Raw genomic sequence first — 14,832 nt, 5'->3', positions numbered from 1 at the left:
AGTTCTCCCGACGTCCCGGCTCGTGGACGGACTCAGGAGCCACCGTGATCCCCACCGAGGACCTCCTGAACGGTGCGGTTCAGGGCGGAGGAGGGCTCGATTCCGAATTCCGCCACCATCTCCTTACGGATTCGGCGGAAGACGTCGGCGGCCTCCACCCTCCGCCCCGTCCTGCCGAGCGCCAGGATCAACTGTTCGAACAGCCGTTCCCGGTGGGGATACCGCGTGGTCAGCGCCTTCAGCCGACCGATGACCTCCTCGTGGTTGCCCAGCCTGATGTTGAGCGCGATGAAGTCCTCCATCGCCAGGGTGTGGTACTCCTCGGCCTGCACCGCGGCGGCGTACAGCCGTGGGCTCCGTTCCCGCACGTCGGCCAGTGCAGGCCCGCGCCAGAGATCGAGTCCCCGGCGCAGCATGTCGCTGGCCGTCGCCGGATCGGAATCGGCGATCTCGCGTGACTTTCCCCGCAGGGACTCGAAGACGAGCAGGTCGAGCTCCTCCGGTTCGAGGTCCAGCGAATACCCCAACCGGCTGGTCGTGATGCGGCGTCCGCCCCGTTCCGGGCCGAGAATCCGGTCCAGGTCGCGACGCAGACGAGCCACGTGCGCCTGCAGGGCGTTGGCTCCCCGTTGGGGCAGCCCTTCCGGCCAGAGTTCCTCCTCGAGCTGCTCACGGGGGACGACCTTGCCCGCGTTGAGCAGCAGCAGTGCCAGCAGGGTTCGTCGGATGTCCCCGGATATCTCCGCCTGTTCTCCCGCGGAGTCGCAGACGCACACAACCCCAAGCACCCGGAAACGGATCACGGAAACCTCCCGCAGGAAAACAGCACTATGGTATTTTCCCGGGACTCCGGGAAACGAAGAGGCCCGGTACACACCACCGAAAAGCACACCGGCTCAGCACTTCGGAATTTTCCCGAATTCCGCCCGTACCGACGTCGGATAAAATCATCGGACCACTTCGGGTCTGCACGTCGGATATTAAGGGCATATCGCAATGAACCCTATAGCCCGAAAGAGTGAAAAAGAGGGGAATATTCCAGAATACATTTAGGACGGTTTTCCTCGCGCCGGAGCACGACAGGAAACCCTTATTCGTCGAAAGGTTTCTCGCGGCGAGCCCCGACGGACGGCCCCGAAACCGCACCAGTGCGCGGAACAATTCGCCATCGGGGCGAGAACCTCCGGGGCACTGGTCGGACCATCCGCCCGGTGGGGATTCCGGTCCGGGGATGTTCCGACGGCCCTACCGAACCCCACCCGGGGGAAACCACCCCTACCATGATTCGGTGCCCGACGATCACAGTGCCGCAGCGACACCACACCAGCACGGACACGGACACGGACACGACACGGCACCGGCCTCACCCCGCACCAGAAAACTGCTGGGCGCGGTACTGAGTCCCTTCGTGCTCGCCGCGGTGATCGGGGCGGTGCTCCTGCACCCCTTCGGCGAACCACCGGAGAACGCCGCACCGAGCGGTTTCGCCCGCACCCCCGTGGACGGAACGATCCTGCGTGCGGAAACGGGGCCGTGCGCTACCACGGACGGGACCGGGAACCCGCCCGGCGGCGCCGGGCAGTGTCTGCGGCTGCGGGTGGAACTGGACAACGGCCCCGCCGCGGGCAGCATCGTCGAACAGACCGTCCCCCGGGAACCCACCACCCCCGAGTTCGACGCGGGGGACGAGGTCGTACTGGCCTACTCGGGCACCGCACCCCGACGGGGAAGCTCCTACCAGATCGTGGACTACCAACGCGGCCCCTGGATGCTGCTGCTCTGCGCACTGTTCGTCGGTGCCGTGCTCGCCCTGGGTCGGTGGAAGGGACTGGCCTCGCTCGCGGCGCTGGGCGTGGCTTTCGCGATCCTCGCCGGATTCGTGCTCCCGAGCATCCTGGCGGGGCGAAACCCCCTGTCCGTGGCCGTCGTGGGCGCCGGGCTGATCATGTTCTGCACGCTGTACCTCACGCACGGTTTCTCGGCCCGGACCTCCACGGCGGTGCTGGGAACCCTCACCAGTCTCACCCTGATCGGAACCCTCAGCGCCGTGTTCGCGGGACTGACCCGCCTGACCGGCCTGGACGACTCCACCTCCGCACTGATCGGGGCGCTGGGTCACGGCATCGACGCACGGGGACTACTGCTGGCCGGAGTGGTCATCGGTGCCCTGGGGGTGCTCGACGACGTCACGGTCACCCAGGCCAGTGCGGTGTGGGAGCTGCACCGGGCCAACCCCTCCCTGCGGTGGAAGGAGCTGTACTCCTCGGCGCTCCGGATCGGGCGGGACCATGTCGCCTCCTCGGTGAACACCCTGGTGCTCGCCTACGCCGGTACGGCCCTGCCCCTGCTGCTGACCTACAGCCTGTCCGGCAACCCGTTCACCGACATCGTCACCACCCAGGACGTGGCCCAGGAGGTGGTCCGCACCCTGGTCGGAAGCCTGGGGCTCATCGCCGCCGTCCCGTTGACGACGGCGATCGCCGCGCTGATCGTGCGCGGGGAGACGCGGACCGGCACCCCTGCCGAAGACCCCTCGGGAACACGTGTGGTCACGCTGGTCAGACACGGGGCACGGCGCGGCGCGACACGCGCCACCGGCCCCGGAGGGGCACGATCCGCCTCCCCCTTCCGTGCCGATCCGGAGGGAAACAGCCTTCCCCTCCGCACAGGGGGACGGTGACCCGCCCGACCGGAAGAGTCACTCCGGACACGGCAACGGCCCGGGCCGGAAGCGGCCCGGGCCGAAACCGATTTCACGACACGATCGGAAGAAACCCGGAAGAGTTACCACCTCCCCGCCGGAGGCAACGGAGAAAAAATCCGTTCGACAAAGGAGCGACACTGTCGAGAAAACCGAGAATGCTCTTTCGCGAACCTCCCAACGCCGAGAAGAGAGCCACCCGGGATCGAAAGAATACGAAAAGAGCCGGGCAGTGACAATTACTCGTTGAGGTGAAAGGGTGCTTCTCGGGGGTGACGTCCCCGCCTCGGGGCACCGCCCGGGAAACCATCCTTCCCGCCCCGCGCCGGAACCGCTCCCCTCAGTCGAGGGTCGCCACGAACCTGGCCACGTCCTCGTTCGGCAGACGACGGGCCAACCTTCCCGAGGGAGCCAGTGCGGCGAGCCGGTGGAGCGGACGGTCGGCTGCGCCGTCCCCCCGAGCCTCGGACTTGAGCTGGGCCACCAGTAACTCGGACAACACCAGCGCCCGCGTGTCCCCGGTTCCGGCCAGGGTGTCGGCCAGCCGGCGCAGCTCGTAGACACCGAGTTCCCTGCCTCCGGTTCCGGCGTACATCGCCAGGGCCACGTTCAACGCCTTGTTCTTCGGCGCTCCGGCGACGAGCAGACTGATCGTGCGCGCTCCACGGACGTCGGTGACGAGCACGTCCAGCCGAGTGGCCCGCGCCAGGTCCACCCTGCGGGTCCCGAAAGCCCGCGCGGCCACCTGGGTGCCGTCCAGCCAGTAGGTCTTGCGGGCCTCCCCGAACGCCATGAGAGACAGCGGCACCGCCAGCACGGCGAAGGCGACCAGGAACCCCGGAGGTCCCGCGAACAACCCGACGATTCCGCCCACAGCGGCACCGACCACCACAGCGACGACCACGACACTGATCGCGCGCCTGCGCACGACAGCACGGTCGAGCAGATCCAGCGAAACCACCCGCTGCTCACTCATCACGCCAGCACCGCCCGCACCCGGTCGACAACCTCCTCCGGGGCCACGTCCGTCGCTGCTCCGTGGCCCTCATCGCTCCCCTGGTCAGCTGTATCAGCCCGCCGTCCCGCCGGGAACGCCCAGATCCCGCAGGAACGGGTTGGCGGCACGCTCACGTCCGACGGTCGTGGTGGGCCCGTGCCCGGGCAGCACCGCGGTCTCGTCGTCCAAGGACAGCACACGCGAACTCAGCGTCCGCAGTATCTTCTCGTGGTCCCCTCCGGGCAGGTCGGTGCGGCCGATCGCCCCGGCGAACAACGTGTCCCCGGTGAGCAGCAGCCGCCCGCCCTCCTCCGTGGCGGTCTCGAAGAGCACCGAGCCCTCCGTGTGCCCGGGAGCGTGATGCACGGTGAAACGGATCCCCGCGATCTCGAGAGTCGTCGCGCCCCGCAGGTCACGCAGTTCGTGGGGCACCGTCACGGACACCCCCTCGAAGAGCTGCCGTCCCTCGGGGCCCAGCGCGGCCCCGGGGTCACCGATCATGTACGCGTCCTCGGGATGGATCCAGGCCGGGATCCCGTAGGCGCCGCACAGCAGCCCCGCCGAGAAGACGTGGTCGAAGTGCCCATGGGTGAGCAGCACCCCCTCCGGGGTGAGTCCGTGCTGGTCCAGATGGCTGCGCACGGCCTCGACGGCGTCCTGCCCGGGATCCACCACCACACAGGGCCCGTTCTTCTCCGGAGCCAGCACATAGCAGTTCGCCTGGAGCTGTCCCACCGGGAAACCAACAACAAGCACGGAGTGCTTCTCCCCTTCTGTTCGGGTACGAGCGTGCGACCGGGGGCCCGCGCACGGCCTGCCCGGTCACGCGCCGCCCGGCTCACTCCAGTACTCCCAGCCTAGCCGTGCGGTCTCACGGTTCTCGCACACCGGCCCGTTCTACACTCGCCCGAAGGCGTGATCCCGGGGTGTCCCCTCCCCGCGGAGACGGTGATCCGGTTCCGACGCGCCCGGTGCACGCCTCGGGCGAGGGACCCCAGGTCGTTCGCACGGGCGCGGGGCCGGAACCGCGCGGAGGGGACAAACGGCCGGGATACGTCCCGGTCGGTCCGTCGGTGGTGTGGGAACACCCCGCACACCGGCACCGGCCGCCTGCAAGTCGCCGCACCGGGGACTTCTCGACCGAACGACCCCGAGCACGGAGTGGGAACAGGTGTCCAGCAACGAAGAACGCCGCCAAGCGGCCAAGAGCAAGCTCGAACGCAAGCTCGCTCGTCAGGAGGAACAGGCACGCAGACGCCGCACCGCCGCGGTCACGGCCACCATCGTGGTGGTCATCGCCGCCGTGGTGGGGGTGTACTTCCTGACCAGGATGGACGGTGGCCGGTCCGACGCGGCGGACGGCCCCTCGGAAACCGGGTCCCCCACCAGCGGTCGGGAGGACACGGAGATCTCCATCCCTAGTGAGCGCGCCCCCGCTCCCTCCCGACAGGAACCGCTTCCCGCGCGGGTCTCCTGCGAGTACCGCTCCACGGGGGAACCGGCCGAACCGGTGGAACCTCCACAGGACGGGGAGGTCAGTGCGAAGGGGAGCGTGGAGGCCACGATCGAGACGAACCTCGGCGACATACCGCTCACCCTGGACCGTTCCCTGGCGCCGTGCACGGTCAACAGCTTCGTCCACCTCGCCGAGGCCGACTTCTACGACGACTCCTCCTGCCACCGGCTGTCCACGGAGGGGTTGCAGATGTTGCAGTGCGGCGATCCCACCGGAACCGGCAGGGGCGGGCCCGGCTACCAGTTCGACGACGAGATCGCCTCCGACATCGAGTACGGACGTGGCTACCTGGCCATGGCCAACTCGGGGAAGGAGAACACCAACGGCAGCCAGTTCTTCCTCGTCTACGGCGAGGCACCGCTGAGCCCGGACTACACGGTGTTCGGCACCGTCTCCGACGAGGGACTGAAGGTGGTCGACGAGGTCGCCCGGGCCGGGCACGACAACTCCTTCCCCACCGTGGGTGGTGGAGCACCGAACAAGGAGATCACCTTCACCGACGTGCGGATCTCCTCCTGAGACGCGGGAACGGCGGGACACGGGAATCGTCCGTGTCCCGCCGTCGTCCCGGGAGCGGTTCAGGAGGCCGAGGTCATGCGGTACACGTCGTAGACCCCCTCGATGTTGCGCACCGCCTTGAGCACGTGCCCCAGGTGCTTGGGGTCACCCATCTCGAAGGAGAACCGGCTGACCGCGACCCGGTCCTTGGAGGTGGTCACCGAGGCGGACAGGATGTTGACCTTCTCGTCGGCCAGCACCTTCGTCACGTCCGACAGCAGCCGGTGCCGGTCCAGCGCCTCCACCTGGATCGCCACCAGGAACACCGAGGAGTTCGAGGGAGCCCAGTGCACGTCCACCAACCGCTCGGGCTTGCCGCGCAGGTCGGCGGCGTTGTTGCAGTCGGTGCGGTGCACGCTGACCCCTCCGCCCCTGGTCACGAAGCCCAGGATCTCGTCACCGGGAACCGGGGTGCAGCAGCGCGCCAGCTTGGCCCACACGTCACCGGCGTTGGCGCCCTCCACGCGAACACCGGAGTCACCGGAGCTGCGACGCTGTTGCTGGACGGTGGAGGGAGTGGAACGTTCGGCGATCTCGTCCTCGGCCTGCTCCACACCCCCCAACGAGGCCACCAGCCGCTGCACCACGTGATGGGCGGAGACCTGACGTTCGCCGACGGCCGCGTAGAGGGCGGTGACGTCCGTGTAGTGCAGTTCCTTGGCCACCGAACCGATGGAGTCCGCCGAGACCAACCGCTGGACCGGCAGCCCGAGCCTGCGCAGTTCCTTGGCGATGGCCTGCTTGCCGGACTCGATCGCCTCCTCGCGGCGTTCCTTGGCGAACCACTGCTTGATCTTGGTCTTGGCGCGGGGTGAGGCGACGAAGGACAGCCAGTCCCTGCTGGGCCCGGAACCCTCGGCCTTGGAGGTGAAGATCTCGACGACCTCACCGTTCTCCAGCTTGCGCTCCAGGGCGACCAGCCTGCCGTTGACCCGGGAGCCGATGCACCGGTGTCCCACCTCGGTGTGGACCGCATAGGCGAAGTCCACCGGTGTGGACCCGGCGGGCAGCGTGATCACATCCCCTTTCGGGGTGAACACGAAGATCTCCCGGGTGTTGAGGTCGTAACGCAGTGACTCCAGGAACTCACCCGGGTCGGCGGCCTCCCGCTGCCAGTCCAGCAGCTGGCGCATCCAGGCCATCTCGTCGATCTCGACTCCCGCGCTGCCCCTGTTGCGCCCACGGGTCTCCTTGTAGCGCCAGTGCGCGGCGATGCCGTACTCGGCGGTGCGGTGCATCTCCTCGGTGCGGATCTGCACCTCCAGCGGTTTGCCCTCCGGCCCGACCACCGTGGTGTGCAGCGACTGGTACACCCCGAACTTGGGCTGGGCGATGTAGTCCTTGAACCTTCCGGGCATCGGCTGCCACAGCGCGTGCACCACCCCCATGGCGGCGTAGCAGTCCCGCACCTGGTCCACCAGGATCCGCACACCGACCAGATCGTGGATGTCGTCGAAGTCCCGGCCCCGCACGATCATCTTCTGGTGGATCGAGTAGTAGTGCTTCGGCCTGCCCTCCACCTTCGCCGACAACCGGGCGGCGTCGAGGTTCGCCGAGATCTCGTCGACCACCTTGCGCAGGTAGGTGTCCCTGGAGGGGGCCCTGTTGGCCACCAGTCGTACGATCTCGTCGTACTTCTTGGGCTGCAGGATGGCGAAGGCCAGGTCCTCCAGCTCCCACTTGATGGTGGCCATGCCCAGGCGATGCGCCAGCGGGGCGAGCACCTCCAGTGTCTCCCGTGCCTTGCGCACCTGTTTCTCCGGCGGCAGGAAACGCATGGTCCGCATGTTGTGCAGCCGGTCGGCCAGCTTGATCACCACGACCCGGGGGTCCCGCGCCATGGCGATGACCATCTTGCGGATGGTCTCGGCCTCGGCCGCGGTGCCCAGCTTGACCTTGTCGAGCTTGGTCACCCCGTCGACCAGGTGCGCGACCTCCTCCCCGAAGTCGGCGCGCAACTGCTCCAGGGGGTAGCCGGTGTCCTCGACCGTGTCGTGCAGTAGGGCCGCCATGAGCGTGGTGGTGTCCATCCCCAGTTCGGCGAGGATGGTGGCCACGGCCAGCGGATGGGTGATGTAGGGGTCCCCGGACTTGCGCTGCTGGTCGCTGTGCTTCTCCTCGGCCACGTCGTAGGCGTGCTGCAACTGCCCCAGGTCGGCCTGGGGGTGCAACTCCCGGTGGACCGAGGCCAGCGGTTCGAGGACCTGTTTGACCTGGGTGGGCCGCTGCGCGGTGATACGCCGGGCCAGCCGCGCGCGCACACGCCTGGTGGCCGAGGCCGAACGCTGCGCGGCGGACTCGGTCGCAGGAGACTCGACTTCTTGGCTCACAGCACGCTCCCGGGTACTCGAGGATCCACTCGCCCCGGGTCCATTCTCCGTTCACGGTACACCCGCGGTGCCCATGCATGACCCGGACATCGAGCATAACGCCACGAGCCCCGGACACCCTTCCCCACCGGTCCCGTGCCGCGCCGGGCGGTCGCCGGGCTCCGTGAACGACCGGCTGCCGATCGGCGGAACCGGTCGGCGGAAGGTACGGTTCCGGCGTGGCGGCCGGGGTGCAGCCCCATCCGGCCCGACCGCCACGCGGTCGCCGCGTGCTCGCTCAGCGTCTCCGGCGGGCGGCCCCGCGTCGCTCGGCCTTGCCGGACGGCCGTCCCGTCCCGGCACGGCCGGATCCGTTCGAGGCCCCGGCACCGGCCATCCGGGCGGACGTGTCCGGCTGCTCGGTCGGGTTCTCCTCCTCGACCTCGTCCTCACCGGAGCGGTGGCGCCTGCGCTGCAACACCTTCCGTTCGTGGGCGCGGTAGGCGGACTCGCGCATCTTCAGGTCGACCAGCAGCGGGGTGGCCAACAGGATGGAGGAGAGCACCCCGGCGATCATGCCGACTCCCTGCACCAGGGCGAGGTCCCGCAGCACGCCCACGCCGAGCAGTCCGGCACCGACGAACAGCAGTCCCAGCACGGGCAGCAGCGCGATGATCGAGGTGTTGATCGACCGCATCAGCGACTGGTTCACGGCGAGGTTCGCCGCCTCAGGGTAGGTGCGCCGGGTCACGCTCAACAGCCCCGAGGTGTTCTCCTTGACCTTGTCGAAGACCACGACCGTGTCGTAGAGCGAGAAACCGAGGATGGTCAGCAGACCGATGACCGTGCTCGGGCTGACCTCGAAGCCGACCAGCGAGTAGACCCCGGCGGTCACGAGCACGTCGTGGATCAGCGCGACCAGCGCCCCCACGGCCATCCAGCGTTCGAAGTAGAACGCCAGGAACACGGTGACCAGCACGAGGAACACCGCCAGCGCGATCAGCGCCTGCCTGGTGATCTCGTTGCCCCAGGTCCCGCTGACGGCGCTGTCACTGATGGCCTCGGGACTGGGCTGTCCGTCCGCCCCGAGCGGGCGCAGGTCCTCGTAGAGGGCGGACTTCACCTCGGCGAGTTCCTGCACGTCGAGTTTCTCGGTGCTGATCTGCACCGTCTGGGAGGCTCCGCTGCCCACCAGCTGCACCGAGGAGGGATCGTTGCCGAGCGTGTCCCGGACGGTCCGTTCGGCCTGCTCGGTGCTGATCTGTCCGGAGGCCCCCTGGGCGGGCATCGAGATGTTGGTCCCGCCCTCGAACTCGATGCTGAGGTTGAAGCCCTTGATCCCGATGGAGGCCGCCGAAACCAGCATCAGCAGCCCGAGGATCACGTACCAGTACTTGCGCTTGCCGACGATGTCGAACGCCCCGGTACCGGTGTAGAGACGCTGTAGCACTCCCCTGCCGCCCGCGGCGGGGGCGCTCCCGTTGTTCCCGGTGGTGTCCACGCCTCACGCCTCCTTCGGAGTGCCGCCCGCGGCACTCTGCTGCCGGTTGCCCTGCCGCTGCCTCCTGGCGCGCTCACCCATCCGCTGGACGGCACCGAGGCCGGTGACACCGGGACGGGAGAGGAACTTGCTGCGGGACGCCAAGGCCACCAACGGATGGGTGACCAGGAAGACGACGATCAGGTCCAGCACCGTCGACATCCCGAGCGTGAAGGCGAAGCCCTTCACCTGACCGACCGCGAGCAGGTACAGCACACCGGCCGCCAGGAAGCTGACCGCGTCGGCGGACAGGATGGTGCGACGTGCCCGCGCCCAGGAACGCGGCACCGCCGAACGGAACGTCCTGCCCTCACGGATCTCGTCCTTGAGCCGTTCGAAGAACACGATGAACGAGTCCGCGGTGATGCCGATCGCGATGATGAAACCGGCCATGCCCGGCAGGTCGAGGGTGAAGCCGATCCACCGCCCGAACAGCACGAGCACGCCGTAGACGACCGCCCCGGACAGGATCAACGAGAGAATGGTCAGGATGCCCAGCAGGCGATAGTAGAACAGGCAGTAGACCGCGACCAGGATCAGTCCGATGCCCCCCGCGAGCAGGGCCGCCTCCAGCGAGGCGATGCCCAGGGTGGGCGAGACCGTCTCGGCGGTGGACTGGTCGAAGGCCAGCGGCAGGGAACCGTACTTGAGCGTGTTGGCCAGGTTCTCGGCCCGTTCCTGGTCGAAGTCCCCCTGGATCTCCGTCTGGCCCCCCACGATCGGGCTGTTGATCGAGGGCGCCGAGACCACCTGGGTGTCCAGCACGAAGGCGACCTGCTGACCCACGTTCTCGGAGGTGAAGTCCGCCCAGGTCTTGCCGCCCTGCTGCTTGAAGTCCAGGTTCACGGTCCACTGCGGCTTGCGCTGCCCCGGCGGAGCGGCGTTCGCGTCGCTGATCTCGGTTCCCGGGATCAGCACCGGGTCGAGGATGTACTTGTTCTCCCCGTCCTCGCCGCAGGTGACCAGCGGACGCTTCGGGTCGGCGTTGCCGCGCAGCGGGTCCGGGGCGGCGCAGTCCAGCGTCATCAGGGCCTGGCGCTGCACGGCGGGGTCCTCGCTCTGCCGCAGTTCCTTGGCCTGCCGGATGCGTTCGGCCCTGCTCAACTCGTCCCCGCCGTTGTTCTGGGCGGGCTGTTCGGACTGCTGCTCGGGATCCTGCTGGGCCGCGGCCTGCGGAGCGGTGTCGGCGGGATTCTGTTGGTCCCCGCCGCCGTCCGCGCCCTCGGAGGGGGTTCCCTGCTGGTCCCCCTGGCCGCCCTGGCCGTTCTGGTTGCCCGGCATGTTGCCCTGGGTCACGGAGGCGGGAACGACCTGGTTGACCTTGCGCAGGTTCAGCTCCGCCGTCTGCCCGAGGCGCTTGGCCTGCTCGCCGTCCTTGCCCGGAACCGTGATGACCAGGTTCGTCCCGTCGATGGTGACCTCGGAACCGCTCACCCCGAGGCCGTTCACCCGCTGCTCGATGATCTGACGGGCCTGCTTCAACGACTCGTCGCTCGGCGGCTCACCGTTGGGGGTGCGGGCCGTCAGCGTGACCCGGGTACCACCCTGTAGGTCGATTCCCAGTTCCGGGGTGGGCTCACGATCGCCGGTGAAGAACACCAGACTGTATATGCCCAGCAGAATCGCCACGAAGGCCAGCAGGTAACGCGCCGGCCGGATCTGCCCGCGTGGAGGTGCCACGTTAGGTCTGTCTCCTCGTCCGAGGTCGGTGCCGAAGGTCCAGCAGTCGTGCCAGGGCCCGCCGAGGCCCGCGCCGAGCCGAACGACCCGGGGCGGCGCACGGTCACCGAGCGGCGGCCCTGTTCGACTGTTCAGTTTGACAGGTCACGCTCGGGTCCCCACCGCAGGGAGGGGCCAACCGGAACATATCCGCACGACTCCGGATTGGCCACCGTGATCGACAGCCTCCGACGGGCGGGGACACCGGCCCGCACGGGATCCGGCGTGTTCGCACCGGGCGCACCGGAACACGTCGGTGGCGAGAATCCGCCACCGGGCCAGGGACCCGCACTCCGGGAGACCGGAGCCTCCCGGAAACACCCTGTCGTTGGTGCGGCGGCTCCGGGCGGGGAGCTCAGCCCGTCTTCTGGGTCTCGGAGTCGGCGGTCTCCCGCTCCTCGGAGCTCTCCGTGGCGGACTCACCCGCCGGTTCGGAGTCCTCGGAGTCCTCGTCGGCGTCCTCCGAGGACCCGCTCTCGACCCGCTCACGGATGGCCTGGCGCAGCCAGGTGGTGACCACTCCGTCGGCGATCTCGAGGTCGACGGAATCGTCGTGGGTCCTCACGACGGTGCCGAACACTCCCGAGGTCGTCATGACCCGGTCACCGACCTCCAGGGAGTTCTGCAGCTTCTGCTGCTCGTTCATGACCTTGCGCTGCCTGCGCATCTGGAAGAACAGCAGCGCGGCGATTCCGACGAGCAGAATCGGGAAAATCAGGCCTTCCATCTCGCTCCGTCCACGGACGTGTCCCGGACAGCGCGGCGACCGCGACAGCGGGGCCGTGCACCACCGGCGTCCGGCTCGTTCGAATGTGCCTCCCCCAGTGTGCCAGGCTCACCTGCGGTGAAACGCGCCAACCCGGTCTCGCGGAGAGAGTCGAGCTGTGTCCCAGCGCACAGCCTCGGGCGTGCTCGTGGGAGGGTGCGGAGGACCGATCCGGGCGACGGACCGTGAGGCGGAACACTCCGGCGGGACTCGGCCGCCCTCGCGGGAGGGCCGCGCTCGTGCTCACTCCTCGAACAGGCTCGGCTCGGTGTCGACGACGACCCCGGTTCCCGCCCCGACGGCGTGCTCCGGCGGAACCAGGCCGAGATGGCGCCAGGCGGCGGCGGTGGCCACCCTCCCCCGTGGGGTGCGGGCCAACATGCCCACCCGCACCAGGTACGGCTCGCAGACCTCCTCGATGGTGGTCTGCTCCTCCCCGACCGCCACGGCCAGGGTGGAGATCCCGACCGGTCCCCCGTTGAAGAACCGGGCCAGCGCCCCGAGCACCGCGCGGTCCAGCCGGTCGAGGCCCAGCTCGTCCACGTCGTAGACCTCCAGGGCCGCACGGGCCACCTCCCGGGTGACCGCGCCGTCCGAGCGCACCTCGGCGTAGTCCCGGACGCGGCGCAGCAGCCGGTTGGCGATGCGGGGCGTGCCCCGGCAGCGGCGGGAGATCTCCTCGGCGCCGTCCTCGCGCAGGTCCACCCCGAGGATGCGGGCCGACCGGCGGATGACCTCGCTCAGCTCGGAGGAGTCGTAGAACTCCATGTGGGCGGTGAACCCGAAGCGGTCCCGCAGCGGCCCGGTGAGCGACCCGGAGCGGGTGGTCGCGCCCACGAGGGTGAAGGGGGCTATGTCCAGGGGGATGCTCGTGGCACCGGGGCCCTTGCCGACGACCACGTCCACCCGGTAGTCCTCCATGGCGAGGTAGAGCATCTCCTCGGCGGGCCGGGCCATGCGGTGGATCTCGTCGATGAACAGCACGTCCCCGGGGGCGAGATTGGACAGCATCGCGGCCAGGTCGCCCGGCCGCTCCAACGCCGGCCCCGAGGTCACCCGGATCGAGGCGGACAGCTCGGAGGCCAGGATCATGGCCAGACTGGTCTTGCCCAGCCCCGGGGGGCCCGCGAACAGCACGTGGTCGGGCTGCTCCCCCCGCCCGAGCGCGCCGTGCAGCACGAGCTGGAGCTGCTCCCGCACCCGGGGCTGGCCCACGAAGTCGTCGAGTTTGCGGGGACGCAGACTCGCCTCGATCTCCTGCTCCCCGCTGCCCTGGTGCGGGGACAGCTCGTGACGATCACGGTGTTCCTCCGACGGGGCTCCTCCCCCGGGTTCGCCCCACTCGTCCTCGTGCATGGCACTCCTCGAAGCCTCGTCGCCGCCTTGCCACCGAGTGTCGCAGCGACCGCGCTAGGTGGGCCCGAGCGCGGCCAGCGCCCTGCGCAACAGGGTGGAGGTGTCCGGAGGGTGCTCCCCCGCCTCGGCCAGCACCGTGTTCACGCTCTGCTCGGCCTGTTTGACCGAGAAACCGAGCCCGACCAGTGCCTCGCTCACCTCGGAACGCAGTCGTGCCGTGGTCGGTGAGGGCCCGGCGGTTCCGGTCGCGGCGGAGGTGACCGAGGCCTCGAACTCGGCGGTGCCGTCCGGGGAGGGCAGCGCGTTGACCTTGTCCCTCAGTTCCAGGGTCAGCCGCTCCGCGTTCTTCCGACCGATCCCGGGAACCCGGGTGAGCACGCCGATGTCGCCCTCGGCCAGCGCGGTGCGCAGTTGGTCGGGTTCGAGCACGGCCAACGCGGCGAGAGCCAGTCGGGGGCCCACCCCGGAGGCTGTCTGCAACATGGTGAACAGGTCACGGGCCCGGGCGTCGGCGAACCCGTAGAGGGTGAGCGAGTCCTCGCGCACCACCAGGGAGGTGGCCAGCCTGGCCTGTTCCCCCTGTCGCAGTCCTCCCAGCGTCGCGGGGGTGGCGTGGACCGCCATGCCGACGCCGCCCACCTCGACCACGGCGTGGTCCAGGCCCACGGACAGCACCTCGCCCCGGACCGAAGCGATCATTGCTGGTTTCCTCCCGTCCCGGACGAGTCACGAACGGCGCGGCGCAACCGCTGCCGATGGTTGCGGGCCAGGCTGGCGGCCCGTTGTTCGGCCTCGGCCAGCCTGTCGGTCATCGGGGCCCGCCACAGGTGGCACAGTGCCAGGGCCAGCGCGTCGGCCGCGTCGGCGGGTTTGGGGGGTGTGCTCAGCCCGAGCACCTTGCTCACCATGGCGGTCACCTGACGCTTGTCCGCCCGGCCGGAGCCGCTGATGGCCGCCTTGACCGAACTGGGCGTGTGGAAGGCCACCGGGATGTCCCTGCGCGCGGCGGCCAGGGCCACCACCCCGGAAACCTGGGCGGTCCCCATGACCGAACGCACGTTGTGCTGGCTGAACACCCGTTCGATCGCCACCACGTCGGGACGGTGTTCGTGGATCCACTCCTCCACCCCGTCGCCGATGGTGAGCAGGCGCCGCGGCAGTTCGTCCTCGACCGGGCTGCGCACGACGCCGACCCCCAGGCACCGCACTCCCCGCCGGTGTCCCCCCTCGACGACACCGATGCCGCAGCGGGTCAGCCCCGGGTCGACTCCCAGTACACGCACCCCGTCATCCTCCCGCGCACGCCGTGGTGAACAGACGTTCGAATCCTATCGGTTCCGCGCGGCCCCGGACACGGCCGACACGGCCTC

Annotated in this window: 12 protein-coding genes; 2 read left to right on the top strand and 10 right to left on the bottom strand. The window is 69.2% G+C overall.

Annotated elements, in window-relative coordinates:
- Positions 1-32: 32 nt before the first annotated feature.
- Positions 33-788, bottom strand: coding sequence for an AfsR/SARP family transcriptional regulator (locus CEP50_RS01100; protein ID WP_258174628.1), 756 nt, complete (start codon positions 786-788; stop codon positions 33-35).
- A gap of 500 nt (positions 789-1,288) precedes the next feature.
- On the opposite strand from CEP50_RS01100, the gene CEP50_RS01095 reads away from it, so the two are divergent.
- Positions 1,289-2,680, top strand: coding sequence for a YibE/F family protein (locus CEP50_RS01095; protein ID WP_258174627.1), 1,392 nt, complete (start codon positions 1,289-1,291; stop codon positions 2,678-2,680).
- A 361-nt stretch (positions 2,681-3,041) separates the two neighbouring features.
- On the opposite strand, the gene CEP50_RS01090 is transcribed toward CEP50_RS01095, so the two are convergent.
- Together CEP50_RS01090 and CEP50_RS01085 are read right to left on the bottom strand one after the other, a co-directional pair.
- Positions 3,042-3,677, bottom strand: a complete 636-nt coding sequence (locus tag CEP50_RS01090) for a hypothetical protein (protein ID WP_106112023.1) — start codon at positions 3,675-3,677, stop codon at positions 3,042-3,044.
- 93 nt (positions 3,678-3,770) lie between these two features.
- Positions 3,771-4,454: an MBL fold metallo-hydrolase gene (locus CEP50_RS01085; protein ID WP_106112022.1), complete on the bottom strand. Its 684-nt coding sequence runs from the start codon at positions 4,452-4,454 to the stop codon at positions 3,771-3,773.
- A 415-nt stretch (positions 4,455-4,869) separates the two neighbouring features.
- Between CEP50_RS01085 and CEP50_RS01080 the strand changes: the two genes are divergently transcribed.
- Positions 4,870-5,733: a peptidylprolyl isomerase gene (locus CEP50_RS01080; protein WP_106112264.1), complete on the top strand. Its 864-nt coding sequence runs from the start codon at positions 4,870-4,872 to the stop codon at positions 5,731-5,733.
- A gap of 59 nt (positions 5,734-5,792) precedes the next feature.
- Here CEP50_RS01080 and CEP50_RS01075 read toward each other — a convergent pair whose 3' ends face one another.
- The 7 genes from CEP50_RS01075 to ruvC all read right to left on the bottom strand — a co-directional run bounded on the left by CEP50_RS01075 (position 5,793) and on the right by ruvC (position 14,745).
- Complete coding sequence (locus CEP50_RS01075) at positions 5,793-8,102, bottom strand: RelA/SpoT family protein (protein ID WP_019853641.1); 2,310 nt, start codon at positions 8,100-8,102, stop codon at positions 5,793-5,795.
- Between the two features lie 277 nt (positions 8,103-8,379).
- Positions 8,380-9,582 (bottom strand): protein translocase subunit SecF, encoded by a 1,203-nt coding sequence (gene secF / locus CEP50_RS01070; RefSeq protein WP_106112021.1) that lies wholly within the window; start codon positions 9,580-9,582, stop codon positions 8,380-8,382.
- Between the two features lie 3 nt (positions 9,583-9,585).
- A complete protein-coding gene (gene secD / locus CEP50_RS01065; RefSeq protein WP_106112020.1) occupies positions 9,586-11,301 on the bottom strand; it encodes a protein translocase subunit SecD in 1,716 nt (571 codons plus the stop codon).
- 394 nt (positions 11,302-11,695) lie between these two features.
- Positions 11,696-12,067 (bottom strand): preprotein translocase subunit YajC, encoded by a 372-nt coding sequence (gene yajC / locus CEP50_RS01060; protein ID WP_106112019.1) that lies wholly within the window; start codon positions 12,065-12,067, stop codon positions 11,696-11,698.
- 282 nt (positions 12,068-12,349) lie between these two features.
- The gene (gene ruvB, locus CEP50_RS01055; RefSeq protein ID WP_106112018.1) at positions 12,350-13,462 is read right to left on the bottom strand and encodes a Holliday junction branch migration DNA helicase RuvB; all 1,113 of its coding nucleotides are present in this window, start codon (positions 13,460-13,462) and stop codon (positions 12,350-12,352) included.
- Positions 13,463-13,516: 54 nt separating this feature from the next.
- A complete protein-coding gene (gene ruvA, locus CEP50_RS01050; RefSeq protein ID WP_106112017.1) occupies positions 13,517-14,161 on the bottom strand; it encodes a Holliday junction branch migration protein RuvA in 645 nt (214 codons plus the stop codon).
- Positions 14,158-14,745, bottom strand: coding sequence for a crossover junction endodeoxyribonuclease RuvC (gene ruvC, locus CEP50_RS01045; protein ID WP_106112016.1), 588 nt, complete (start codon positions 14,743-14,745; stop codon positions 14,158-14,160). Before ruvC ends, ruvA begins: the two co-directional genes overlap by 4 nt.
- Between the last annotated feature and the right edge of the window lie 87 nt (positions 14,746-14,832).

The sequence above is a fragment of the Actinopolyspora mortivallis genome (assembly GCF_003001495.1).
GTDB classification, from domain to species: domain Bacteria; phylum Actinomycetota; class Actinomycetes; order Mycobacteriales; family Pseudonocardiaceae; genus Actinopolyspora; species Actinopolyspora mortivallis_A.
This window is presented reverse-complemented; position numbering and strand designations above follow the sequence as displayed.

Coding starts and splice junctions, on each gene's coding strand:
- CEP50_RS01090 (WP_106112023.1), bottom strand. CDS start 3,677: ATGAGTGAGCAGCGGGTGGTTTCGCTGGATCTGCTCGACCGTGCTGTC.
- ruvA (WP_106112017.1), bottom strand. CDS start 14,161: ATGATCGCTTCGGTCCGGGGCGAGGTGCTGTCCGTGGGCCTGGACCAC.
- yajC (WP_106112019.1), bottom strand. CDS start 12,067: ATGGAAGGCCTGATTTTCCCGATTCTGCTCGTCGGAATCGCCGCGCTG.
- ruvB (WP_106112018.1), bottom strand. CDS start 13,462: ATGCACGAGGACGAGTGGGGCGAACCCGGGGGAGGAGCCCCGTCGGAG.